This is a genomic window from Shewanella gelidimarina (assembly GCF_023283945.1).
Lineage (GTDB): Bacteria > Pseudomonadota > Gammaproteobacteria > Enterobacterales > Shewanellaceae > Shewanella > Shewanella gelidimarina.
The window spans coordinates 140789-165520 of record NZ_JAKIKW010000001.1 but is presented as its reverse complement, the minus strand read 5'-3'; the positions used below and the strand labels follow the sequence as shown (position 1 = coordinate 165520).

General features: G+C 44.0%; 18 protein-coding genes and 1 pseudogene. 9 read left to right on the top strand and 10 right to left on the bottom strand.

Annotation, left to right across the window (positions count from 1 at the left end; genetic code table 11):
• Positions 1-40: 40 nt before the first annotated feature.
• Entirely contained in the window at positions 41-802 is a 762-nt protein-coding gene (locus L2729_RS00725) for a class I SAM-dependent methyltransferase (RefSeq protein WP_101090162.1), read from the bottom strand.
• A 140-nt stretch (positions 803-942) separates the two neighbouring features.
• Here L2729_RS00725 and L2729_RS00720 point away from each other — a divergent pair, with 140 nt between their 5' ends.
• Positions 943-1785 carry a 23S rRNA (adenine(2030)-N(6))-methyltransferase RlmJ gene (locus tag L2729_RS00720; RefSeq protein WP_102039929.1) on the top strand — a complete coding sequence of 281 codons (843 nt, stop codon included), beginning with the start codon at positions 943-945 and terminating at the stop codon, positions 1783-1785.
• A 127-nt stretch (positions 1786-1912) separates the two neighbouring features.
• Here L2729_RS00720 and L2729_RS00715 read toward each other — a convergent pair.
• Both L2729_RS00715 and L2729_RS00710 read right to left on the bottom strand, forming a co-directional pair.
• Positions 1913-3299, bottom strand: a pseudogene (locus L2729_RS00715) (M28 family peptidase).
• 172 nt (positions 3300-3471) lie between these two features.
• Positions 3472-4353 (bottom strand): LysR family transcriptional regulator, encoded by an 882-nt coding sequence (locus L2729_RS00710; RefSeq protein ID WP_248986510.1) that lies wholly within the window; start codon positions 4351-4353, stop codon positions 3472-3474.
• 96 nt (positions 4354-4449) lie between these two features.
• Between L2729_RS00710 and L2729_RS00705 the strand changes: the two genes are divergently transcribed.
• Positions 4450-5841: an MATE family efflux transporter gene (locus tag L2729_RS00705; RefSeq protein WP_248986509.1), complete on the top strand. Its 1392-nt coding sequence runs from the start codon at positions 4450-4452 to the stop codon at positions 5839-5841.
• Positions 5842-5845: 4 nt separating this feature from the next.
• Here the strand turns inward: L2729_RS00705 and L2729_RS00700 are convergent, their stop codons facing one another.
• The 3 genes from L2729_RS00700 to L2729_RS00690 form a co-directional block, all read right to left on the bottom strand.
• Entirely contained in the window at positions 5846-6535 is a 690-nt protein-coding gene (locus L2729_RS00700; protein WP_248986508.1) for a lytic transglycosylase domain-containing protein, read from the bottom strand.
• Positions 6532-7554, bottom strand: coding sequence for a DUF3137 domain-containing protein (locus L2729_RS00695; protein ID WP_248986507.1), 1023 nt, complete (start codon positions 7552-7554; stop codon positions 6532-6534). The genes L2729_RS00700 and L2729_RS00695 overlap by 4 nt, the downstream gene beginning before the upstream one ends.
• Positions 7555-7637: 83 nt before the next feature.
• Positions 7638-8207: a LemA family protein gene (locus L2729_RS00690; RefSeq protein WP_102039933.1), complete on the bottom strand. Its 570-nt coding sequence runs from the start codon at positions 8205-8207 to the stop codon at positions 7638-7640.
• Positions 8208-9869: 1662 nt separating this feature from the next.
• Here L2729_RS00690 and L2729_RS00685 point away from each other — a divergent pair.
• Positions 9870-11489, top strand: a complete 1620-nt coding sequence (locus L2729_RS00685) for an AbgT family transporter (protein ID WP_248986506.1) — start codon at positions 9870-9872, stop codon at positions 11487-11489.
• 371 nt (positions 11490-11860) lie between these two features.
• Here L2729_RS00685 and L2729_RS00680 read toward each other — a convergent pair whose 3' ends face one another.
• The 3 genes from L2729_RS00680 to L2729_RS00670 all read right to left on the bottom strand — a co-directional run bounded on the left by L2729_RS00680 (position 11861) and on the right by L2729_RS00670 (position 17218).
• The gene (locus tag L2729_RS00680) at positions 11861-15016 is read right to left on the bottom strand and encodes an efflux RND transporter permease subunit (protein ID WP_248986505.1); all 3156 of its coding nucleotides are present in this window, start codon (positions 15014-15016) and stop codon (positions 11861-11863) included.
• A gap of 9 nt (positions 15017-15025) precedes the next feature.
• Positions 15026-16183, bottom strand: a complete 1158-nt coding sequence (locus L2729_RS00675; RefSeq protein ID WP_248986504.1) for an efflux RND transporter periplasmic adaptor subunit — start codon at positions 16181-16183, stop codon at positions 15026-15028.
• A 345-nt stretch (positions 16184-16528) separates the two neighbouring features.
• On the bottom strand, positions 16529-17218 hold the full coding sequence (locus L2729_RS00670) for a DNA-3-methyladenine glycosylase I (protein ID WP_248986503.1): 690 nt from the start codon (positions 17216-17218) through the stop codon (positions 16529-16531).
• A 228-nt stretch (positions 17219-17446) separates the two neighbouring features.
• Between L2729_RS00670 and L2729_RS00665 the strand changes: the two genes are divergently transcribed.
• Positions 17447-18073 (top strand): glutathione S-transferase family protein, encoded by a 627-nt coding sequence (locus L2729_RS00665; RefSeq protein WP_248986502.1) that lies wholly within the window; start codon positions 17447-17449, stop codon positions 18071-18073.
• A gap of 86 nt (positions 18074-18159) precedes the next feature.
• On the opposite strand, the gene L2729_RS00660 is transcribed toward L2729_RS00665, so the two are convergent.
• Positions 18160-18690: a thioesterase family protein gene (locus L2729_RS00660; RefSeq protein WP_248986501.1), complete on the bottom strand. Its 531-nt coding sequence runs from the start codon at positions 18688-18690 to the stop codon at positions 18160-18162.
• A gap of 477 nt (positions 18691-19167) precedes the next feature.
• Here L2729_RS00660 and L2729_RS00655 point away from each other — a divergent pair, with 477 nt between their 5' ends.
• From L2729_RS00655 to L2729_RS00635, 5 genes are all read left to right on the top strand, one after another.
• The gene (locus L2729_RS00655; protein ID WP_248986500.1) at positions 19168-19914 is read left to right on the top strand and encodes a response regulator transcription factor; all 747 of its coding nucleotides are present in this window, start codon (positions 19168-19170) and stop codon (positions 19912-19914) included.
• Between the two features lie 2 nt (positions 19915-19916).
• The gene (locus L2729_RS00650; RefSeq protein ID WP_248986499.1) at positions 19917-20591 is read left to right on the top strand and encodes a response regulator transcription factor; all 675 of its coding nucleotides are present in this window, start codon (positions 19917-19919) and stop codon (positions 20589-20591) included.
• Positions 20581-21792, top strand: a complete 1212-nt coding sequence (locus L2729_RS00645) for a sensor histidine kinase (RefSeq protein ID WP_248986498.1) — start codon at positions 20581-20583, stop codon at positions 21790-21792. Before L2729_RS00650 ends, L2729_RS00645 begins: the two co-directional genes overlap by 11 nt.
• Before the next feature lie 354 nt (positions 21793-22146).
• Positions 22147-22893, top strand: a complete 747-nt coding sequence (locus L2729_RS00640) for an outer membrane protein OmpK (RefSeq protein WP_248986497.1) — start codon at positions 22147-22149, stop codon at positions 22891-22893.
• Between the two features lie 29 nt (positions 22894-22922).
• Positions 22923-24677: a flavocytochrome c gene (locus tag L2729_RS00635; RefSeq protein ID WP_248986496.1), complete on the top strand. Its 1755-nt coding sequence runs from the start codon at positions 22923-22925 to the stop codon at positions 24675-24677.
• Positions 24678-24732: the final 55 nt, after the last annotated feature.

The following is a 24732-nucleotide window of genomic DNA, read 5'->3' as shown; positions in this document are numbered from 1 at the left end:
AATAGCGGCAACTCAAGAGCCTTAAACAAAGCTATAAAATCTATTTCATCGCCGCTTTAACGTAAACATCGAAACGATTTTTCTTCTGCGCCAATACCATACTCGGTTTTACACCGTCGAGGTCTTCAGCGTAGTCAGGGCGCTTAACAACCACACGTTTGGTCGCTAAGGCTTGAGCCGGTTTAAGCAAACCATCAGCATCTAGATCTGCGCCCACAAGGGTTTGAAAGACGCGCATCTCTTTTTTAACTAACGCCGATTTCTCACGGTGTGGGTACATAGGATCAAGGTAGACCACGTCAATTTCGGTGCCTGATGATTTAGCGGCATCGGCTAACGCATTAAGGCTTGAACCATGGAATAAGCTCATGCGCTCTCGCATCCACTCTCCAATTTCAGCATCGTCGTAGGCTCGGCGTAAACCATCCTCCAATAAAGCGGCCACCACAGGGTGACGCTCAACCATAATCACTTTACACCCGAGACCTGCAAGCACAAAGGCATCGCGACCTAGGCCAGCGGTACCGTCCACCACGGTGGGCATTACGCCCTGCTTAAGGCCGACCGCTTTTGCAATTGATTGACCTCGACCGCCACCAAACTTACGTCGGTGTGCTACCGCACCTGAAACAAAATCAACGTTAATACCGTCCAATTTTGGTTCATCACGCTTATACAGACTTAAGGTGTTGTGCTCAAAGCGTAACTCAAACTGCGCTTCTTTATCCCAAACCAGTCCCCAGCGTTCACTAATATCAGCGAGAGACGGGTATTGCGGATTAAAAAAAATCGGTATTTGCAAAAGTAATTCCAGGTGTTTAAGAGGCTCAGTCACATTATGCCAAAAGCCAGCGAGAGTGAATACCTATACCTGATGCCACATAAAACTTATAATGACGCTATTACACAGTTTATGACTGTCCATTTAAGTCTGGAATCCTCATGTTAAGTTACCGTCACGGCTATCACGCTGGCAATTATGCCGATGTTCTCAAGCACGCAATATTGGTGCAAGTGCTGAAATTAATGCATAAAAAAGATAAGCCAATGGCCTACATTGATAGCCATGCTGGCGCTGGAGGTTATGCACTCACGGACGACTTTTCAAAAAAGACCGGCGAGTATTTAGAAGGCGTCGCAAGACTGTGGGAGCGAAGTGATTTACCTGAATCTTTAGTACAGTACATTACCGATGTGACTCATTTTAACCAAGGTAAGAAAGATCTCGAGTTTTACCCAGGCTCACCTGCCTTTGTTGATATGAACATGCGTCAGAAAGATCGCATGGTGTTGCACGAACTGCACGGTACTGACTTTCTAACACTGGAAGAACAATTTGCCGGTGACAAACACGTTAACGTCATCAAGGGTGACGGCCTCAAAGGTATGATTGGTGCTGTACCACCACTTGAACGCCGTGGGGTTATTTTGATTGACCCGAGTTACGAAATGAAAACGGATTATCAAGATGTTGCTAAAGCAATTATCAAGGCGCATAAACGCTTTTCTAGCGGCGTATTTATGCTTTGGTACCCGGTCGTTGATCGCGCGCAAACCGAGCGTATGCTTAAAGTTTTGGCCGAAAGCGGTATTAAGAACCAGCTGCGTATTGAACAAGCGATTAAGCCAGACAGTGATGAATTTGGTATGACGGCCGCTGGGTTGTGGATTATCAATCCACCATGGCAATTAGACACCATTGCTAAAGAGATGCTCGATTATCTTGAGCGCCGTATTGGCCAAAATGGTGGTAAAACAGTGGTTAAGCAGGAAGTACCTGAGTAAGCAGACCTTAAGTTAGTTTATTCGTAGAATTGAGTCGAACGGCCTTAGCTCTGCAACCCATAAAACAAAGCGCAAATATTGCGCTTTGTTTTATCTAACCCCTAATCCTAGAGCTTAGCTGTCGTCTTTAAAATGCCCCGGCTGCCCCAGGGAAGACTACCGGACTGACGTTTCCGTTAGCACTCACACTCGCAACACCAAATAGGTAGTTGTCTATCACCATGTTTTCCAGTTTGAACGAATTGACCTTGCCCACATAACGACTATGCGTCCATTCCGACTCTGTGGTTAAACGCCAGTAAACTCGATATCCCACCACTTCTTTTTGCTTAGCAGCATGCCAATTTAGCGTGGTGCTGGCTGACACTTGGCCTTCAATACTGACATCTGCTGGCGGTGCGGGTGCCCATGCCATTGAGGCTAAGCTAATGGCATTTAACGCGGTCAATTTTGCATTAAAATTGAAATCAACACCTTCAATTACATCACCATAAGCAATGCCATTTTCAACGCGAATATCTTGATGTTGGCGATTGTAGTTTTCGTTAGTTTCCATGATGCGCACGGCAGGTAAACCCGCCTTGTTAAAAGGCAGATGATGGCCACCACGACCAAAGCGATCTAAACGGTACACCAACATGACATCTAAGTTAGTCATATATTGGTCTGCTAACGTCTTAATTTTACGGGCAAGGTTACGTGATGCGGAATCATTTTCGCCGCCACTAAAATAACGTTGTGTGGCTTCATCTGTGGTTTCTGCAATCCGCACCCCTTCAGAAAATACCCGCACAGAGTGGTTATCGATCACTCCGTTAATACCTTCAATGTTGCCTATCATGTCATTGTTTAATACAGCCTGAACTTGCCAGCCTTTATCTTTAGCGTATTGCGCTAGCGTTGCGCCGCCGTATAAACCTTGCTCCTCGCCCGATAACGCCGCGTAAACAATGGTGCCGTTAAACTGGAACTGAGATAACACTCGCGCCGCTTCTATTGCGCCTGCCACACCCGATGCATTGTCGTTTGCGCCAGGGGAGAGTGACGTTGCATTCATCACATCTGTCACTCTGGAATCAATATCACCGCTTAGGATCTGTACTACCACGCTGAATAGCAATGACATTGACCACTTCGGTGGGGTTAGGAATGCGCTTACCCGTGACTGTATCGGCAAGTGTTATAACCTCTAAGCAGCCACCGCAGGCTGACGATATCTGCTCAAACTCCGCTTTTATCCAACGTCTTGCCGCGCCAATACCTTGAGTATCGGATGCTGTTTCAGACAGCGTATGCCGGGTACCAAAACTCACCAGTTTCTCAACATCACTGCGTAAGTGACTAGCGCTTGGCGCAGTCGCGATAGTGTATAAGCGCATGTCTTCTGCAGAGGGAGCAACATTAGCTGCGCTGGCAACACTGCTTGCTGCCACTACCGATAACGCAAGCGCAGCCAAAGGCCACTTAGCGCTGAGAGACAATTTACCAAACAACGTATTCGGGTGAGTATTCATCTGATGATTCTTTTTGTTGTTATTTTGCGCACCACTTTAGCAAAACGGCAGCCCTTACGGGTAATTAAGCCACCCTCAATTGTTAGTAGGTATGTCGACTGAAAGACATCGCTTCATTTTATAATAGCGATAGCTATCTTCCACTAGAGATCGAGGATCTAACACCTGTAAATCAGTCATCATCTAGCACTGAATCAAGTTCTGCAAAGAACCAACGCATCACAGGTCCAATTTCTTTATCACGTCGATTAACCACGCCGATTTCAACTAATAGCGGATCGGGAATATATTCTGTCGATAGCTCTAGTAGTTCATTGGAATACCACTCGGTTTTGGCCACATGCTCAGGCACTAACGCCCAACCAACACCTTGCAGCACTAAGGCCACCATGTAGTAATAGCTGTCGATATACCAATGGTTTGCCGATAATGGCTGACTTTGTGACTGCCCGGTTCGATCGCAAATCGCTAACTGCCGATATTGCATCAATTGCTCCAGCGTCGGCACGGACACTTGCGCCAAAGGGTGCTGTGCTGATACCACTAAACTATGTTTGAATTGACCAATTGACATAAATTCTAGTGCGTCTGGTAGCGATACCGTGTGAAACATAATGCCAATATCCGCACGCCCTTCGTCTACCCAGAGTGCAATGTCTTCTTGGGAACCATTAATAATCGTCAGTTTAAGCAGCGGGAATTGCGTCGATACTCGCAAGAAAAAGGTTTCAAACGCGTTCACCGGCACGGCTTCGTCAATCGCCACCGTAAGCGCAACTTCTTCGCCTAATGTTGCCGTCATAGCGCGAGCGTGTAGGCGTTGGCATTGCGCTAATACCGATTGCGCTTCGATAAACATCTCTTCACCTAATGGCGTCAGTATGGGTAATTTAGCGCTACGATCAAACAGTTCAAAACCCAAATCAGCCTCAAGGTTACTTACCGCGGTACTCACCCGTGATTGTGCCTTGCCCATGCGCCGACCCGCCGCCGAAAATGATCCTAGCTTGACCGAATTTACAAATGCGTTTAGTTCATCTAAAGTCCAGTTCACAACCACTCCTATATCAAAAACAGATAGAAACCAACTTGGTTCAATCTTAATAACAGAGTAACTTGCCCGCATACGTACTTCAACACTGTAAATTTTATGTCAGCACTCCCCCCAACATCAGACCAAAATAAAACCATCCAACAAACGTTTTGGCGTTATACCCTGCCCGCCATTGCGGCCATGTTAGTCAATGGTTTGTATCAGATTGTCGATGGCATTTTTATCGGTCACTACATCGGTTTTGAAGGACTGGCTGCGATCAACATGGCTTGGCCTGTGGTCTACTTTATGGTGGGCTTTGGCATTATGGTGGGAATGGGTAGCGGCAGCTTGCTATCGATTCAACGCGGTAAAGGCGATACTACGGTAGCGCCGACAATATTGACCAGCAGCATGATTATCATGCTCGCATTAGCGGGTGCGTCCACCCTCATTCTGTTGGCGAGCAGTACCTACTTATTGCAAGCTCAGGGCGGAGTCGAAACCACTTTACGGATGGGGCAGGATTATATTGCAGTCTTTACCTGGGGCGGTCTCGCTACCGTACTGGCAGCAGCGCTACCTTTCTTAATCCGCAATGATGAAAACCCTCATTTGGCCACTATATTAATGGTGATGGGCGCGGTGATTAATATCGTATTGGACTACCTGTTTATCGCGGTGTGGGAAATGGAATTAGAGGGAGCCGCCATTGCAACTATTACCGCTCAGGTCACTATTTGTGTGATTGGTTTAGGCTATTTTTTATCGCCCTATAGCAACATAAAGTGGCCAGCCAAATTTACCCTGTTCAATTTGAGCTTTAGTCGACAGATCCTTTTACTAGGCTCTTCAAGTTTATTTATGTACCTCTACACTAGCTTTGTATTTGCGCTGCATAACCGACTCTTTATGGAATATGGCTCGCCCTTAATCGTCGGAGCCTTTGCTATTGTTGGCTATTTAATGGTGCTGTATTATTTTGTCGCCGAAGGTGTTGCTGAAGGCTTACAGCCACCCGTGAGCTACTATTATGGCGCTGAGCAGCATGAAAATATCAATAAGATGTTAATGCTGTCGATTAAAGTCACTTTAATCGCGGGGATAAGTTGGACTTTACTGCTTAACTTTTTTCCCGAAATGATGGTGGGCCTATTTACCAATGATGATCCGACATTAGTCAAAACCGCAGTCGACGGAATACGTATGCATCTGTTTGCGATGCCATTAGATGGGTTTATTGCATTAGCGTCGGTGTATTTTATGGCGACTAATCAAGGTAAAAAGGCACTTATCGTCGCCTGCAGCAATATGCTGGTCCAGCTACCCTTCTTATTTATTTTGCCTAAATTTATGGGTGTCGATGGTGTCTGGTTAGCCATGCCGTTGTCCAATATTGCCCTGTGCAGCGTGGTAATACCGCTAGTATATTTTGATGTTAAAAAACGTCGTTTGCTGGGTAATTGTCAGTTAAAGGCCGTCAATACTCTCGTTCCCCTGACAACTTAAGTCCCTAGGCTTTACGATAGCGTTGTAACAGGATATTGACCCGTTCAACATAGGCTTTTGTTTCGGGAAATGGCGGCACGCCTCGATATTGCTCAACCCTTGAAGCGCCGGCATTGTATGCGGCGCATGCTAAGGTAATATCACCATCAAATCTCTTTAACAGCTGTGCTAAGTAACGGCTACCCGCCTGAATATTTTGACTCGGTTTAAAAGCATCTGTCACGCCGAGCTCTTTAGCTGTGGCTGGCATTAGCTGCATTAATCCTTGTGCACCCGTCTTTGAAATTGCAGCAGGCCTAAATGATGATTCAGCATGAATGACAGCACGGATTAACGCGGCCTCTAACTGGTAGGTTCTCGCGGCTAACCGAATGTCCTCGTTATACTGCTGGGTAAATAACGGGATAGACTGCCAGTTAATATTTGAACTGGGTTTGCAGGCGTAGCAGTCATAAATACGCACTTGATAATGCCCTGTCTCTGGCGGCCTATCGGAAAAAACCACCACTCCATCAGCATTCTGATAATGGTAAACCTGATTCGGAGCGCTTTTTACCTGCTTCGACTTACTGCTATCTCTCTGACTACCCAACACGCTTTTATCTGACGGTTTAGCCACAAAATGCGGCTTACTGGTTTGTGCCCAGCTGCATACACTAAAAGCGGCAAGGCAGAGCAATAAGGCTTTAATCATAATCCTATCGATTTATCGAGTTTAAGCACGTCAACAATGGCAAACAGTTGCTTCATCTCTTTATTAATCTGGCTAAATTCATATTCAAAAGTCGCCCCTTTAAATATTGATGCCATTTCAAATCGATTATCTTTGCTCTCTAACATAATCAGTAATCGGCTTTGATAAAAAGCACATTGGATCTTGTTATCAAAACTGGATGACAGTGCTTGTAAGCGCTCCATAAAGGTCACGGTAAGTAGGTACCTTGCTTCTATTTGATCGGTCGAAAACACATCAAACTGTTTTTCAAAAATAGGATCTTCCAGCTTTACCCGATCTAACCCTTTAAAGCTGCCTGATAAAAAGTTCATCAGCCCACCACGATTTTTAACAACCACTGTATGGCCTTGAAATGCTTTATGACTGCTTAGCTCGATCATCAGCCCCTTAAAAACACTGACGGTATCGGTATTTTTATCACGCTGCACCTGCTTAGTCAGATGCAGTTCGTTTAGCGCAATTTCAACGCCTTTATAGGTTCCTTGAACATAGTCATCGAAGTTAGCACTGTCATAATGAGGCAATATTTTTGAAGATTTTAGTCCTGTAAGACTCATTTTATGATCGCGACTAAAGATAAAATCACTACCAAAGTACTTGAATATTTGCGGATAGACCCGTTGTTTTACATCTTGCTTATAGTGTTTAATCGGTCGATTTGTCCACCACAAAAAAGGGAGTAAAAGACCTGCCAAAAGCAGATAGAAAATTTCAGGTGTTGAGACTGGAGCAAGCATGGGCTTGAACATTAAAGCCAGAGTAACCAAGCCAACATAAATAGCGCCACTCAAATAGAGCCTGCCACGACATGCTTTAAGACTTGAAACTCTGGCATTTTCAAATTTACTGCTTAGCGGTTCAATACACTGTTGATAATGTGCTTTAAATGCATCTTGTTCGCTTGCGGGTGCTTTGAGTCTATCGCCGCCACGCAATGCCTTGATCGGCGCACCTAAAATAAAACCGATGATATTCATATAATCATAATGTTAACTAACTGCCCGATAATTCACTCTAGTCAGGTAACGGCACTGACACCAGCACCGCTAAAAGACCCTTACTATTTTAAAAAGTCAGCCGCATCCACGGGTGCTTTGGACACCTCGTCAGCTTCATAAAAGGGCATCACTTTAACACTCGCCATGGATGCGATGATTGACCCCGGAAAGATCTCTACGGCAGTATTGAGCTCTGAAACCGCACTATTATAAAAGCGACGTGCGGCTGAAAGCTGGGCTTCGACTTCATTATAGGTTTGCATCGCTTGCAACATGGTGTTGTCGGAGCGAAGTTCAGGATAGTTTTCGACATTAACCATAAGCTGTGACATTTTTTGATTCAACAGCTCTGATACCTCTAAGTGCGCTTTAACCGCATCAGGATCGGTATCGCTGTACCTTTCTATTGCTTGGGTTCTCAGCGCTGTGATCTCAGTTAACAGTGATTTTTCATGATCCATGTACTTCTGCGCAATCTTTAATATATTTGGGACTAAATTCGAGCGCTTCTTCAACTGCACATCGATGCCAGATAATGCTTCTCGGCCTGCATTACGTTTTTTAATTAAACTGACATACCAGAGGTAGGCAATAATCACCACCAACCCTAAGCCCAACATAATACCTTCCATTGTATATCCTTATTGTTTTGGTGCCCTTTTTTATAGGCATCTTTGCCAATGCGCAGGAAAAATAATCATTTTTTGGCGCTACTCTTGGCTTTAGTAGCCACACTGTTACTCATTTAGCGACCAAAATCCAGCCTAATAGCGCGACTTGCCAGCATTTTTCGTGGTGTTTTTTAACGCATATTTCACCAAGTTGCTACCTTTATCGCAGAAAAGTCACATTAGAACGTTGTAATCTGAGGGTTTAGCACCATTAATGATTAAACTTCACCAGATTAAATTAAGCGACTACTTTATCAGCAGTGATATAATTTATTAACTTATCCTTCAATAACTAAAGGTGTTTTATCTTTAGTGTTTTTTTGTACAACCTCACAATTATTATTACCATTATTGCCAATAATTTACCGCTAAAGCTATTGTTATGACTTGTTGCTGGTCAATTCGATACTATTAGCCAGAATACTCACTTGAACTCTCGCAAACTCAAGATGTTAACCAAAAACCAGCTTACTTATTTTCAGCTTATAACCTGCGAGGCATCGATATACGAACGCCCCCCTTAACGGACATCGTCAACCCATCAATCTCTTTTGGACGCATTATTTATGAGTCCTTTTTAGTGTCTAAAATCCGACAATACCAGCACACTTTCACGGGTTACTAAGTCATTAGTTAACATGAATACTGGTTCATCTACTCTGCTGTTCATGTTCAGCGTTGATACAGCTATAGCGCGCTATATTGGTGTCATCCCTAGCGGACATTCATTCAACGAACATTGTTAACCAATCAATCCCTTTTGGACTCATAATTTATGAGTCCTTTTTTTTACCTAAAATTTGATAATCCTTGCACACTTTTACGGGTTACCAAGCCACTGGTTAACATGAATAATGGTTCATCTAATCTGCTGTTCATGTTCAGCGTTGATACAGCTATATCGCGCTATATTGGTGTCATCCCTAGCGGACATTGTTAACCGATCAATCCCTTTTTGGACCCATTATTTATGAGTCCTTTTTTTTGCCTGAAATTTGACAATACCAGCACACTTTCACGGGTTACTAAGTCATTATTTAACATGAATAATGGTTCATCTAATCTGCTGTTCATGTTCAGCGTTGATACAGCTATAGCGCGCTATATTGGAGTCATCCCTAGCGGACATTGTTAACCAATCAATCCCTTTTTGGACCCATTATTTATGAGTCCTTTTTTTTGCCTGAAATTTGACAATACCAGCACACTTTCACGGGCTACTAAGTCATTAGTTAACATGAATAACTGTTCATCCAATCTGCTGTTCATGTTCAGCGTTGATACAGCTATAGCGCGCTATATTGGTGTCATCCCTAGCGGACATTCATTCAACGAGCATTGTTAACCAATCAATCCCTTTTGGACTCATAATTTATGAGTCCTTTTTTTTACCTAAAATTTGATAATCCTTCCACATTTATAATGGCCTTTGGGCCAAAGTCTACTGCTGAGTTTATAGGCAGCATGGCCCCTTTTAAGGTTCAATTAATTTTTGTTATCCATCATGCATCTTCCTAGCAAGAGAGATCAGCTTACACGCTATGCAACTAACATTCGTTCGACATAAACAGATGTTTAATAAATATAAAAACAAATAAATACCCACAACTGAAGGATGATGAAATGAGCACCGATAAAGGTGAGAGCTTGCCTCTACCCAATGATCCACCCACAAGCCCTGAAAAGCAGCAGAGCGGTTGGTTCGTAAACTTCCTCAACGTTGTTGAACGACTCGGTAATTTACTGCCACACCCTATTACACTGTTTGCGCTCTTTTGTGCCGCCGTCGTCGTTATCAGTGGTATTGCAGGCTACTTTGAACTCACCGTTATTGACCCTCGCCCAGAGGGATCATCTGGACGCAGTGCAGATGGTCTCATCCATGTGGTAAGCCTAATGAATGCTGAAGGCTTACGGATGATAGTTTCAAACCTTGTCACCAACTTCACAGGCTTTACGCCATTAGGCACGGTATTGGTTGCGCTATTGGGCGTGGGTATCGCTGAACGTTCCGGATTACTTTCCGCTGCCATGCGTTTATTGGTGATGGGCGCTTCAAAACGTTTAGTCACCTTGACCATTGTATTTGCCGGGATTGTGTCTAACACCGCTGCCGAACTTGGCTATGTGGTACTGATCCCTATGGCTGCCATGATCTTCCATTCGTTGGGACGACACCCATTGGCGGGCTTAGCCGCTGCGTTTGCCGGCGTGTCGGGAGGTTACAGCGCCAACCTACTGCTCGGTACTGTCGATCCGTTACTCTCTGGGATCACCGAAACTGCGGCGCAAATGATTGACCCTGATTATCTAGTGGGCCCTGAAGCAAACTGGTACTTCATGTTTGTCTCTACCTTTTTAATCACCATTCTAGGGGCGTTAGTAACCGAGAAAATTGTGGAGCCCAAACTCGGCAAATATGATCCTAGCGAAGCGGCCACCGATCTCAGTCAACAAAAGATGGATGGCGTGACAAAACTAGAGAAGAAAGCGCTCAAAGTTGCCGGACTTACGGTACTCGCAATGTCGCTGTTATTAGCGCTAACGGTTGTACCTGAAGGTGCACCATTAAGAAACCCTGATACAGGCCTTGTTGCGGGCTCACCGTTCCTAAAAGGAATCGTTGCCTTTATCTTTGTCTGTTTCGCTATTCCGGGGCTGGTTTATGGTCGCGTTGTTGGCAGCATGAAGCGCGATGTTGATGTGATAAATGCCATGTCTCACAGCATGAGCAGTATGGGGATGTACATAGTATTGGTATTTTTTGCCTCGCAATTTGTCGCTTTCTTCAAGTGGACAAACTTAGGCGCGGTATTGGCCGTATCAGGTGCCGATGCGTTAACCACTATTGGCCTGACCGGGCCATTAGTGTTTGTGCTATTTATTATGATGTGCGGTTTTATCAACTTAATGCTCGGCAGTGCATCAGCGCAGTGGGCGGTCACAGCGCCTATTTTTGTGCCCATGTTAATGCTGGTCGGTTATGCTCCTGAAACCATTCAGGCGGCGTATAGAATTGGCGACTCCGTGACAAACCTTATCACGCCGATGATGAGTTACTTCGGCTTGATTCTTGCCGTTGCGTCGCAATATAAAAAGAACCTCGGCATAGGAACACTCATCGCAACCATGCTGCCTTACTCGATAGTCTTCTTCGTTGGCTGGACCTGTTTCTTCTTCATCTGGGTGTTCGTCTTTGGCCTACCAGTAGGACCTGGTGCAGAGACTTATTACACGCCTTAAAGTACAGGAATATACTCAAATGGCTTAGAAATAGAACTCAAAAAAATCGCTCTTGTCACTTCAATTGATAAGGGCTTTTTATTGGGATTAGCAGCATAACTTGTCACTGCTCTGCATCCAGCATTTAGAGGTTGCTGGCGATCATAACCACTGAGGTTTAGGTCAGTATTGAGTGATGCCCCCTTATTAATAAGCACTTTGCCTGCCACCATAAGTGAAATCGCATCTCCAATAGAGAGATTATTAGCCCTGATAGTGCATCTTTACCGCTAGGCTCCTGCGGGCTGATTCGCGGCTAACAACACCGATAAACACCCAACAAAAAGCCCAGCATTTGCTGGGCTTTTTTATATCACCTAATAACCTTAACGTTATTCAGCTTTAGGTGTCTCGACTTTTGCAGCCTCAACGTTAGCCCCTTTCTGCTCTCGTTTGCTGAAGATACGTTCAACTACCACGAAGAAGATTGGGATAAAGAAGATGCCCATAAAGGTTGAGCTCATCATTCCGCCCAGAACCGCAGTACCGATAGCGTTTTGGCTACCAGAGCCCACACCGCTACTAATAGCGAGTGGTACAACACCAAGACCGAATGCAAGTGAAGTCATCAAAATAGGACGCAAACGCACTCGAACCGCATGCAGCGTTGCTTCCACTAAGCCTGCGCCCTTGTCGTAGAAATCTTTGGCGAATTCTACGATCAAGATGGCATTTTTGGTTGCAAGCCCCACCGTGGTTAACAGACCCACTTGGAAGAATACATCGTTAGGTAAACCACGACCATTCATCGCTATCAGTGCACCAATAATACCCAGCGGGATCACTAATATCACCGAAAATGGTACCGACCAACTTTCATACAATGCCGCAAGTACGAGGAAGACCACCACAACCGACAATGCATAGAGCATAGGGGCTTGGTTACCAGAAAGACGCTCTTCATAAGATAAACCATTCCACTCAACACCAAATCCTGGCGGTAGCTTCTTGACCATCTCTTCGATGAGATTCATCGCCTCACCTGTACTAAAGCCATCTGCCACACCCCCTTGGATATTCATCGCGGGGAGACCGTTAAAGCGCTCTAGACGAGGAGAACCATACTCCCAAGAACCCGTCGCAAATGCCGAGAATGGCACCATTTCGCCTTGACTGTTACGCACGTACCAAGAATCGATATCTTCAGGTTGCATGCGATAATCCGCTTCACCTTGGACATACACTTTCTTCACTCGGCCACGGTCAATAAAGTCATTGACGTAATTACCACCCCAAGCTGTACCCAACACGCTGTTAACAGCACTAATGTCGACACTCAACGCACGCAGTTTCGCATGATCGATATGCACTTGATAAAGCGGCGCATCCTCTTGACCATTCGGGCGAACACCCACTAGGTTTGGATTTTTCGAGGCCATGCCTAATAGCATGTTCCGTGCTTCAACAAGCTTTTCATGACCTTGACCATTTCTGTCCTGCAGATAGAAATCGAAACCGTTGGCGGTACCGAGTTCGATTACCGCGGGCGGCACGAACGCAAATACAAAGGCTTCTTTCATCTGCATAAACATGCCCATGGCGCGTCCAGCAACTGATTGCACATCTTGACCTGGATCTTGACGTTCAGACCAATCTTTCAGGCTCACAAACGCAATACCCATGTTTTGACCATTACCTGCAAAACTGAAACCCGATACGCTAAATACAGATTTAACGTTTTCGCCCTCAGCATTCAAATAAAAGTCTGTCACATCGTCCAACACGTCTTGTGTCGCCTGCTGGGTTGAGTTCACCGGCAAGATTGCCTGAGTAAACAAAATCCCCTGATCTTCATCGGGAAGGAAAGCCGTTGGCATGCGCATAAATATCCAGCCGACTGCAACCGTAATGGCAAGATATACCATCATAGTACGTCCAACGCGTCGAATCATCGCAGCAACACTTGCTTCGTAACGCGACGTTAAGGCATCAAACTTACGGTTAAACCAACCAAAGAACCCCGTTTTAGCATGACTCTCCCCTTTTGCAATAGGTTTAAGCATGGTTGCACAAAGTGCAGGAGTTAAGATGATTGCTACCATGACCGACAATGCCATTGCCGACACAATCGTGATAGAGAACTGCTTGTAAATAACACCGGTTGAACCAGACATAAATGCCATAGGCACGAATACCGCAGACAGCGTCAAACCAATACCCACTAGGGCACCAGTAATCTGATCCATCGACTTCTTAGTCGCTTCAACGGGGCTCAACCCCTCTTCCTGCATCACACGTTCGACGTTTTCGACCACTACAATCGCATCGTCCACCAGCAAACCAATCGCCAATACCATAGCAAACATGGTCAGGGTATTAATCGAAAAGCCAGCCACTGATAAAACCGCGAAAGTACCGAGTAGCACGACCGGGACAGCAATCGTTGGAATGAGCGTCGCTCGAAAGTTTTGAAGAAACAAGTACATAATCAAAAAGACCAGTACGATAGCTTCAAGCAGTGTATGCACTACACCTTCAATCGATTTTTCAACGAAGGGTGTGGTGTCGTAGGGATATACGATCTCCATGCCTTCAGGGAAAAATGGCTCTAATTCAGCAATTTTTTTACGAACACCTTCAGCCGTTGCTAACGCGTTTGCACCCGTCGCTAACTGAATACCAAGACCAGCTGCAGGCTTGCCGTTGTAGTAAGATTCTACCGCGTAGCTTTCTGCGCCTAACTCAACACGCGCCACATCTTCTAAGAAGACTGTTGCACCGGAAGAATCGGCTTTAATGATAATTTTCTTGAACTGCTCCGCCGTTTGCAAACGGCTTTGCGCCGACACAGTGGCGTTAAGCTCTTGCCCTGCAACCGATGGCGAACCACCCAACTGACCGGCAGAAACCTGGGCATTCTGCTCTTGTATAGAGGAGATAATGTCCATGCTGGTCAGATTATATTGGGTCAACTTAAGCGGATCTAACCAGATACGCATCGCATATTGCGCGCCAAACAGCTGAATCGTACCCACACCAGGGACACGACTCATAGGATCTTGCACATTTGAGGCTACATAGTCTGAAATGTCATTTTTATCTAAAGAGCCATCTTGAGATACAAAACCCACGACCATTAAAAAGCCAGCACTCGACTTCGCGACGTTAACACCTTGGGCCTGAACTTCTTGCGGTAACAGTGGCATCGCAAGCTGAAGCTTGTTTTGCACCTGTACCTGAGCAATATCAGGATCGGCCTCGGCATTGAAGGTTAGGGTAATTTCAGCATTACCAAAGCTATCACTAGTTGAAGATATATAGCGCAGGTGATCAAGACCCGTCATTCGCTGCTCAATTACCTGAGTAACTGAATCTTCCATCGTCTTAGCCGACGCACCAGGATAAACAGCGCTAATCACTACCGATGGCGGTGCTATATTAGGATATTGAGACACTGGTAAGCCGAAGATAGATAACACCCCAGCCAGCATCACAATAATGGCGATTACCCAAGCAAAAATAGGGCGATCAATAAAGAAACGTGCCATAGCTCTACCCTATTTCTGTTGTTGTGCTTGAGGTTTTTTATCCGCGACTAAAGGACCCGCTTTAACAGGCGCTCCAGGGCGAATTTTTTGTAGGCCTTCAACAATGAGTTGATCACCAACATTCAAACCATCCGTGATACGCCACTTGTTATCAATAACTTCAGCAGTGGTCACAATGCGCGACGCAACTTTACCGTCGGCAATCACCATCGCGACCGCTTGGCCTTTAGTATTACGTGTAATCGCACGCTGAGGCACAAGAATAGCCTGTGGATCGGTACCAGTATTCAAGATAGCGCGAACATACATACCCGGCATTAACAAACCGTCCGGATTAGGAAACTCAGCACGTAAAATCACTGAACCTGTATTTTCATTTACACTGACTTCGGCAAATTGAAGCAAACCTTCATGAGCATAGGTAGTGCCGTCTTCTAGCACCAACTGCACTCCTGCATTATCAGACGCCTTAAGTTGGCCATCTTTTAACTTCGCTCTTAAACGCAATAACTGCGCACTCGACTGAGTGATCTCAATATTGATGGGATCAAGCTGTTGAATGGTGGCTAACGTTTGAGTTTGATTTGCCGTAACTAAAGCACCTGCGGTAACAGAAGACTTACCTACACGACCAGAAATAGGCGCGCGTACTTCAGTATACTCAAGGTTAATCTTGGCAGTATTGATAGCAGCTTCGGCAACAGTGACGCGCGCTAACGCTTCTTTGTAGGCCGCATCAGCTTCATCATAATCTTGCTCACTGATTGAGTTTAATTTTACCAGTTTCTTAAAACGTAAAGCCTTGGCTTTAGCTGACACTAAACTCGCTTCTGCGCTCTTAAGATCTGCTTTAGCACTGACAAGTGCAGCGTTAAAGGTTGCTGAATCAATCTGATATAAAGATTGACCTTTCTCAACATCTTTTCCTTCAACAAAGCCGCGGTTTATAATAATACCGCTGACTTGAGGGCGTACTTCTGCTTCTAAATACGCCTTACTTCGTCCAGGTAGTTCAACCAAAATAGATTGAGATTGAGCCGCAATAGTAATTGCACCCACCTCCATAGGCCCTCTTTCTTGAGGTCCCATTTGATCAGATTTTTGCCCACATCCAGTTATCCATAACGCCACACTTAACACAGAGGCAATTTTCACTATTTGCCGCATGAGAACTCCTATAAAAGCCATCTACTCGGTAATTGAATTATTTACAGCATTAAATGCCGCCAATTGAACCTTTGAAAGCATAAATTTTTGTCTGATTATTTAACGTGCCTTTATCTCACAACACAGGCTTGTCAACAAGGAAATATACTAGATTAATTTGTAAGTTAATAATAATTTTCGCGCTAAATCAGCCACATATGTTTAACTATTGTTAACAATAAATATATTTCAGCATTCGTATTAGCCCTAAGTTTAGAACAGCTGACATTAGATGCTGAAAATTAACAAGCAATGCCGATGCCAAATATAAATAAAGCATCATATCAAGGCCCATAATATTGTTTATTAAATCCGATTATCACCGACGCTACAGGCCAAAATCCGACTGATATCAGCCAAACTGCGGCCCGAGTCCTGTTGCCAATGATTAAAGACGGCTTGGACCTGCTTAAGCCCCGCTTTTGAACTAAAGCCATAATCCACTAGCTGGTGTGCCTTGAGATAGCCTTGCACGTCGCTAGTCAATAGAAAGGTATCTTTGCCGATAGCACGTAAAAAATAGGGCCCTGTGTTACCACCAAGGCGTGTACCCTTACGCTTTAAGCTTGCCCATAAACCGGTAATATCTTCGCTGGGCCAACTTGCCAAAAACTCGGCAAAACTGCCATGCTCACGCGCAAGGTCGTTAACCATATGCGCGTTGTCATAGATCGCCATCGTTTTCTTATGATGCCTGATTAATGCGACATCATTAGCCCGTTCTTGCAACTGCTCAGTCGACAGCATCAATACCTTAAAAGGCTCAAAATCAAAAAATGCTTTTTGGTATGCTGGCCACTTAGCCTCGACTATTCGCCACACAAAGCCGCTCTGAAATACCTTTTTACTCATCTCAGACAACAACGGAGCATCGCTATATTGACCAATTTCGTCCTCCGTCAGGCTGGCAGACATTAACTGTTCGAGTCCTGCACTGCCGCCTTTACGCTCTGATGCCCGCTGATAAATTGATGCAAACGTTTCAATACGACTCATCTGTTCTCCTGTCGATACCCAAGCCACTGTTCGACATACTCGATGCTGCAATTCGAAGTCGTATGGGTAATATTCTGCGGTAGTTAACCGTTAACCTGCTGAGAGGCATTACTTTATCAAGATAACTCATAGTGTAAGGCACTCACGCAGCCAACACAGCACATTGTGGGGACCCGTTTTAGCAACTAGAGTTAACACAAATGCTTTTGATTGGAGTCTGTAACGACCATGGATCTGTATTACCATCCACTGTCACGACAATCACAAAAGGTACTCATTGCCCTTTATGAAAAACAAGCCTACTTTTATCCGCATATTATTAATTTAGCGGATCCTTACGCGAGGCGGGAATTGCAACGAATTGATGCTAGCGGCCACCTGCCTTTACTCAGAATTGCATCAGGTGAGGTCATTCCCGACGCAAGTATTATCGTAGAATACCTTGATGCCAACATAGAGCAAGGTACTCAACTCATTCCAGCGCTAACCGAGGATGCACTGCAAGTGAGGCTTTACGATAGACTCAGCGATACACGGCTCGACAAAGTGATCGACCATTGGCTACTCGCCAAACATCAAAAAATGAGTAATCAGATTAAGGTCAAGCAACTTGAAAATGAACTGCTGACAACGCTGGACAGTTTAGACCGACGCCTCGCCAAATATCATTGGTTATGTGGTGACAGCTTTAGCTTAGCCGACTGCGCGACGATCCCATGTTTACTGACATTAGAAACCGACTTTAAGCTACTCGACTATGAACATCTCGGCCGTTATTGGATCCAAGCAACACTGCGTGGAGCCGTCAATCAAGTGCAAGAGGAAGTGGCGCTCACTCTTGCTCGTACGTCATGACACCGCTATGCATCCGAGCAAACACAGCAATAGCCAGCCGGAGATTAAACACCCACAGAAAGATTAGTCAGTGAGTAGAATGGCGATTATATGTTCTGCGCTTTCTTTAACTGTAAGAAGCGTTTCCACTTTTCAACTTCAGCTGGCAGTTCTGGTGCAGCATCATTAAAGGGGATCTCTGCTAACATCTTTAAAATCGGCACCTGCTTCCTCTTACACACAAAAACGCCGCGCACATGGGCAATGCAATGCAAACCGTGCTCACTGACAAATCGTTGTTCGACATAGAAGTATTTCTCATCCCAACCGACCACTTTGCTTTCAATATCAAACTTAGCAAATGGCTTGATGTCACGAATATAGGTGAACTCAGCGGCATTAATAATCGGCATCCATCCCAGTTTTATAAAACGCTTTAGCAAGCCCATTTCGGACAACATGTAAGTTCGAGCCAGATCCATAAACGCTGGGTAACGCGAATTAGTCAGGTGAAAGTTGATATCGCAATCGGAAGGTAATGCACGATAACTGAGTGTACTTTTGCCTAAAAAATCGATTTTATTACAGTGACGTACGCGCCAAGCAAACAACCAAAAAAGCCTAAAATAAAGATTCATTTACTGCTCAACCCACATCCTTGATAAATAAGAGCCGAAAGGCTAGCAGAGGTCATACCAGATAACAAGCGCGACTCATATCTCATATTATTTAGTGACATAACAACGCAGAATGTCGCTACGATGAATTCCATCCAAATGATAACGATATTAATACCTGCACAGTAGACCTTTAACAGCCTGAATTACTGAAATTTGGGGTTAATCTAGGGAAGTGTATCTAAGTCCTCGTCAAAGTTACGTCAAAAAAACAGCTAGATTAAAATAATTTGTCACTTTGTTAACTGCTTGGAATATTTTGTTCATCAAAGTTTAACAATGTAACGCTTTTGAGTATGGTGAGCGACAAAGATCGAAGGCGTATGAAAGGACGATCTTGATGACCCCTGCTATGGCTTATATAACGTTTACGACAGCTTTTCATGTGGTTTATATAACCGTATTACTCAAGATTTTCGATGAAAGGCTCATTGACGCATGCAAAATTTAGACAGCAATGATTCAGCTGAACTTGTCATTTCCCCTTTAATATTACAGTCAATAAAGTCTGAGATATCGCAGCACGGTTTTGATGGATTTTGGTTCCAAGGGATCCCAAATAGGGCCTATCCAGATTATCTACATAATAGTAAGAAAAGTATCTTAACCAGACGCATGCTATATAGCTCTGATGGGGTCTATAGCTCATCAAATACCGTCCAAAAAATACAACGCCATTACATCGCTCAAGTTGCCGCTAAAGATGTTAATTTTGGCTTAGCCTTGAAATTAGATCAGCCCTATTATTATCAATTATCTGAACGCGGACAGGCCAATAAGGCAAATAAACTGTTTAGCTCTTACGGTATAAAAACAGTGCTCAGCTATCCGGTGCTCCATTATGCATCAGAGGCTTGGTCCGGACGTTTTACATTGTTGGCTAAAGATGAGGATCTACACCCAAAGCTTACCAATCTAGAAACCTCACTAAAGCTAGTCCAGTCGACCTTATTTGAACATTTCCATTGCGACTTAAATCCCTATAAGCAGACGACACTTTTTAACCAGACTGCGTTAAAAGCGCTAAAAATGGTCGCTAGTGGATTACAGAATGCTGAGATATCGGAGGAGCTTCACATAACTATTCGTGGAGTGGAATATCATCTAGAGTCTATGAGAAATAAGCTGTCGGCAAGTAACCGTGCGAACTTAGTTCATATTGCGCATCAGTTGGAGATTATATAAACATGTTGGTATTACTCGTTGAAGATAACCATTTACTAGCAAAAAATATTATTCATTACCTAGATCTCATCGATATCGAATGTGATTACGCAAGCACATTAGTTCAAGCTGATAGTCAAGTTTATAGCCGCCCCTACGACGCGATTATTCTCGATCTTAACTTACCTGATGGTGATGGCCTTGAAGCATGCAAGCGATGGAAGGATCAGCGCGTAATTTCGCCGGTGATCATGCTTACGGCTCGCAGTGGATTACAAGATAAGCTGTCAGGCTTTGAAGTGGGTGCGGATGACTATTTAGTAAAGCCATTTGCGATGCCAGAATTGGTTGCCAGATTACGAGTCGTTGCAGAGCGCAGACCTGCACCTAAATTGCTAAAAATTGGTGAACTTGAGTTTGATTTTGCCGGCCACCGTGTTCACCGTTTAGGTGAGGAGTTACCGTTATCCCGAACCGGTTGGCAGATATTATCTTTGCTCGCTAGACGGAGTCCTGAAACAGTTGAACGTGAAGAGATTGAGCGCATATTATGGCCAGATAGCCTGCCTGATAGTGACAGTTTAAGAAGTCACATGCACCTCTTGCGGAAAGTTGTTGATAAGCCTTTTAAGCATCAATATCTTCATACTATAAGAGGCGTTGGTTTATGCTTGAAGGCTGGCGTGAATGAAGCATAAGATGAGTTTAAAGCGTGTTTACCAATGTTATGGAGTGGTGTTCTTAGCGGTCACTTTACTGATCAACATATTTATTCCGCTATGCATGATGTGTACAGGTATGTTTAGTATGCATAGCATCACGATGAAAAGTGCAGCCCAGGCGGCTGAGCAGTATTTAGCAGAGACAGGTAATCTCTATCAAACAGATAATATTAAAATATACACAGATTGGAATAGCGCTCCGGAGCAAGTTAAATCGATTACTGATGGTGTACAACCTACGGCTTTAAATGAAGTTGAATATCATCACCATAATGGTCAATTTATCGATGCATTGATGGTATATCAGCAGCACTCAGGTGAGAATTTATATGTCTGGCTAAACTATAATGCCACTCATGATCTGGAATTTGCGCCTAAGAATATGGCAGCCATCTGCTTATTGATCACGATGACTTTCGGTGTGGTTGCAAGCCTCGCTTTGTATCTACAGAGTCGAGTAATTTCTCCTGTTCATCAAATCAGTCGTGCAATTAAACAGCATGATTGGTTAAAAATGCAAAATCTTAATTTCCCCCAGCAATGTTATGCCGAATTACAATCGATTGTCGATGCTCTAGATATCTCCATTAAGCAGTTGAAAGAAGCGCAGCAAAGAGAGTTATCTTTCTTGCGTTTTGCTAGCCATGAATTGCGTACACCTATAGCGATATGTCAATCGTCTTTCGATATTCTTACCTTGCAACATGGCCAACTTGAAGGACCGACTTTACATGCTAGTCTGGCAACTCAGCAGATGAAGTCTATTACAGAAACCTTACTGTGGTTAATGAGCTCAGAGTTTACATCGATACATCACAGCAAAGTGAAGCTGGCAGAGTTATTACAGCAGGTTGTCGATGATCAACAAACTGCTAAAGGGGATTATTTACCCGTAGAATTAATATGTGACGACACAGAGATAACAGTGCAAAAAGATCCACTCACCATTATTTTAAACAATTTAGTGCGTAATAGCCTAGAACATGGGGCTCGAGGCATAAGGATAGAACAATCAAATAATACCATTGAAATCGTTAATGCAATGTCACCTAAAAATAGTAGTGGTTTTGGCTTAGGCTTAATGCTTGTAGAGCGCTTAGCACACCAGCTCGGGTGGACATATCACTCGGTTAGGGAGGATAACCAATTTAGAGCATTATTGAAGATTAACTCTTAAGTTATATTATTGTTCTGTTTTTATAGTGATAATTTAAAGTGGTAGATGATTTTAATATCATCTACCACTTTTTATTTATAACTTTTGCAGTTTTACTCCATTATTTATTTTACCATTATAATATTTGACGTATCTTTCACGTTTAAAATTTTATATAAAAAATATTTTGACGTGACTTTCACTTTGAAGAATATCTATTTTCATCAATTTCTAATCTTTTATTTGTTTTTTTATATTTATCCTTCCTTAAACCACAGTACTTATTAAATATTGAGCAGATGGAGAGACCGCTCACAAAGTATATTGCTCGGTTCTTTAATCTGTTGCTAAATAATATGATTAAGGAATTTTTATATGAATAAGCAACTTATTGCGGCCCTCTCAGTTTTTCTGGCGGCACCAGCGATGTCTGCAACCTCATTGGATATTGGCTATAAAGCCTATACCTCAGATACTAAGGATGATAATCGCGGCGCTTACGATCAGCCTTTTGTTAAATTAACTCATTTCGAAAAAGCAGATTGGGGAACGCTGCTTGCGTATATTAAATTAGAAAATCCCGGAGAGATAAAAGATGCCCAGAATGATGCTGATGGCAAGCTAACGGTTAAGTCTTTAATTATTGTCGATAAACAAATCTCAGATTCAAAATATAATTACTGGATGCAAAACTTTCTTGTCTCTAACCGTACGGTGATGGAAGACAATTTATATCTGGGTGTGACAACAAATCGTAAGTATGGCGGCCTCTTTATCAATGCTGGCGTAGGTGTGAATTATACCGCTGCAAGCCTAGCACCCACCGGGGCTAACTTCGATGGGATCAGTGGTTATGCCGCGGTTATTAATGCCCGCTATCCTTTCTCAGCCATGGGACTTAAACACTCTTTATCGGTAAATTATGAAGGGCAATTTGATCGTGATGAGGAGCATATGAGTACCTTAGGTTACGCCAGTTATGGTCATCAGATCATCACAACGTTGAAAACAAGTATAACCGACTCTTTCTATACCAAATTACATATGACGCATTTCGATAGCTGGGGCTCTACGCCCAATGATGGCATCGAGTATGGCGTAGCGGTTGGCTTTACCTTCTAGCATCAGAGTGACCAAATAGGAATAACACAATGATTAAAAAAACAATACTTGCCAGTGCAATCGTGGCATTGGTTATGGGCTGCTCAGTAAAAGAGAACGATCAGTTAACTAAGACTGAAGGATCTGCATTCGGTAAACATGGTGAAATTCAAGTTCAGACCGAGACTAAAAATGGTCAGTTGGTTGATATCAGTATTCTTAAGCAAAACGAAAATAAGGTATTGGCAGCATCAGTATTTACCGAAATGAAAGATGCGATGATTGCTAATAACAGTACTAAGGTTGATGGGATCAGTGGCGCGACTGTCACAAGTAGTGCATTCAAAGAGGCGGTTGAAAGCTCCTTGGCTGCTGCTGGTGTCACCCTGGTCGCAGGCTTGAGCAAAAGTAATGATAAACCACAAGTACTACTAGCAAGTGAACAGCACTTCGATGTAGTGATCATTGGTTCTGGTGGCGCCGGTTTCAGTGCCGCAATAACGGCAAAAAATGCCGGTGCTAACGTGGTGATTATTGAGAAGATGCCAACGGTTGGTGGCAACAGTTTAATCACTGGCGGTCAGATGAACGTGCCGGGTAACTGGGTTCAGAAGAAGATGGGCATTGAAGACAGTATCGAACTGTTTGTTAAAGATACCCTTAAAGGGGGCGACTATCTAGGCAGTCCTGAGATGGTACAGATCTTGGCCGAGCAAGCTCTGCCTGCAGCTGAGTGGCTTAGAGACTATATCAAGGTCGATTTTTACCAAGATCAACTGTTTCAATTTGGTGGTCACAGCGTTAAGCGTGCCTTAATCCCCCGTAACCACACTGGTGCCGAATGGATCAGCAAGTTTATGGCTAAAACCGATGAACTACAGATCCCGATCCATACTCGTACTACAGCCACTGCGTTGATTAAAGATCAGAACGGACGTGTCATCGGTGTGGAAGCTGAAAAGAATGGTCAGGTCATCACCTATTACGCCAAGCGTGGCGTGATCATGGCAACCGGTGGTTTTGGTGCAAACGTTGAAATGCGTACCAAATATGTCCCAGAACTGGATAACCGTTATGGCACCACTAATGCTCGTGGAATTATGGGTGACGGTATCGTGATGGCTGAAAAGCTCAACGCTGGCACGCATAACATGGAGTCGATTCAGACTTACCCTATCTGTCATATTGATACTGGCGTGATCTCTTTAATCGCCGATTCACGTTTCTTTGGCGCAATTGTTGTCAACAAAGAGGGTAACCGATTTGTTGAAGAGCTGGAACGTCGTGATGTGATCAGTCGTGCAATCTTAGCCCAGACTGAGCAGCAAGCTTATGTACTATGGGGCGGCGAGATTGAGGATATTGCTGGTGTTGTCGGTGTCCACAAAGATGAGTTTGGTGAGCTTAATCGTAAAGGCATGATGTTCAAGGCTGATTCGATCGAAGAGCTTGCGGGCAAGTTTGGTATCGATGAAAAGGCACTAATGGCTCAGGTTGGGCGTGTTAATCAGTTTGCAACGGCAGGTGAAGATAAGGAGTTTAACCATCGTGGTGGGCTCAAGACTATTATGAAGCCCCCTTTCTATATGCTGGTTGCTAAGCCATCGGTTCATCACACTATGGGTGGCTTGGTCACTGATACTCATACTCGTGTGCTAGATACTCAAGGTAAAGTTATAGCAGGCTTGTTTGCTGCAGGTGAAGTTACTGGTATGACTCATGGTTCTAATCGCTTAGGTGGTAACGCGATTACAGATATTACAGTTTTTGGACGAATTGCGGGTAAAGAAGCTGCGGCACAATAAGCAGTAATCCCTATATAAAGATGATAAGCCGATCACTGATGTGGTCGGCTTTTTA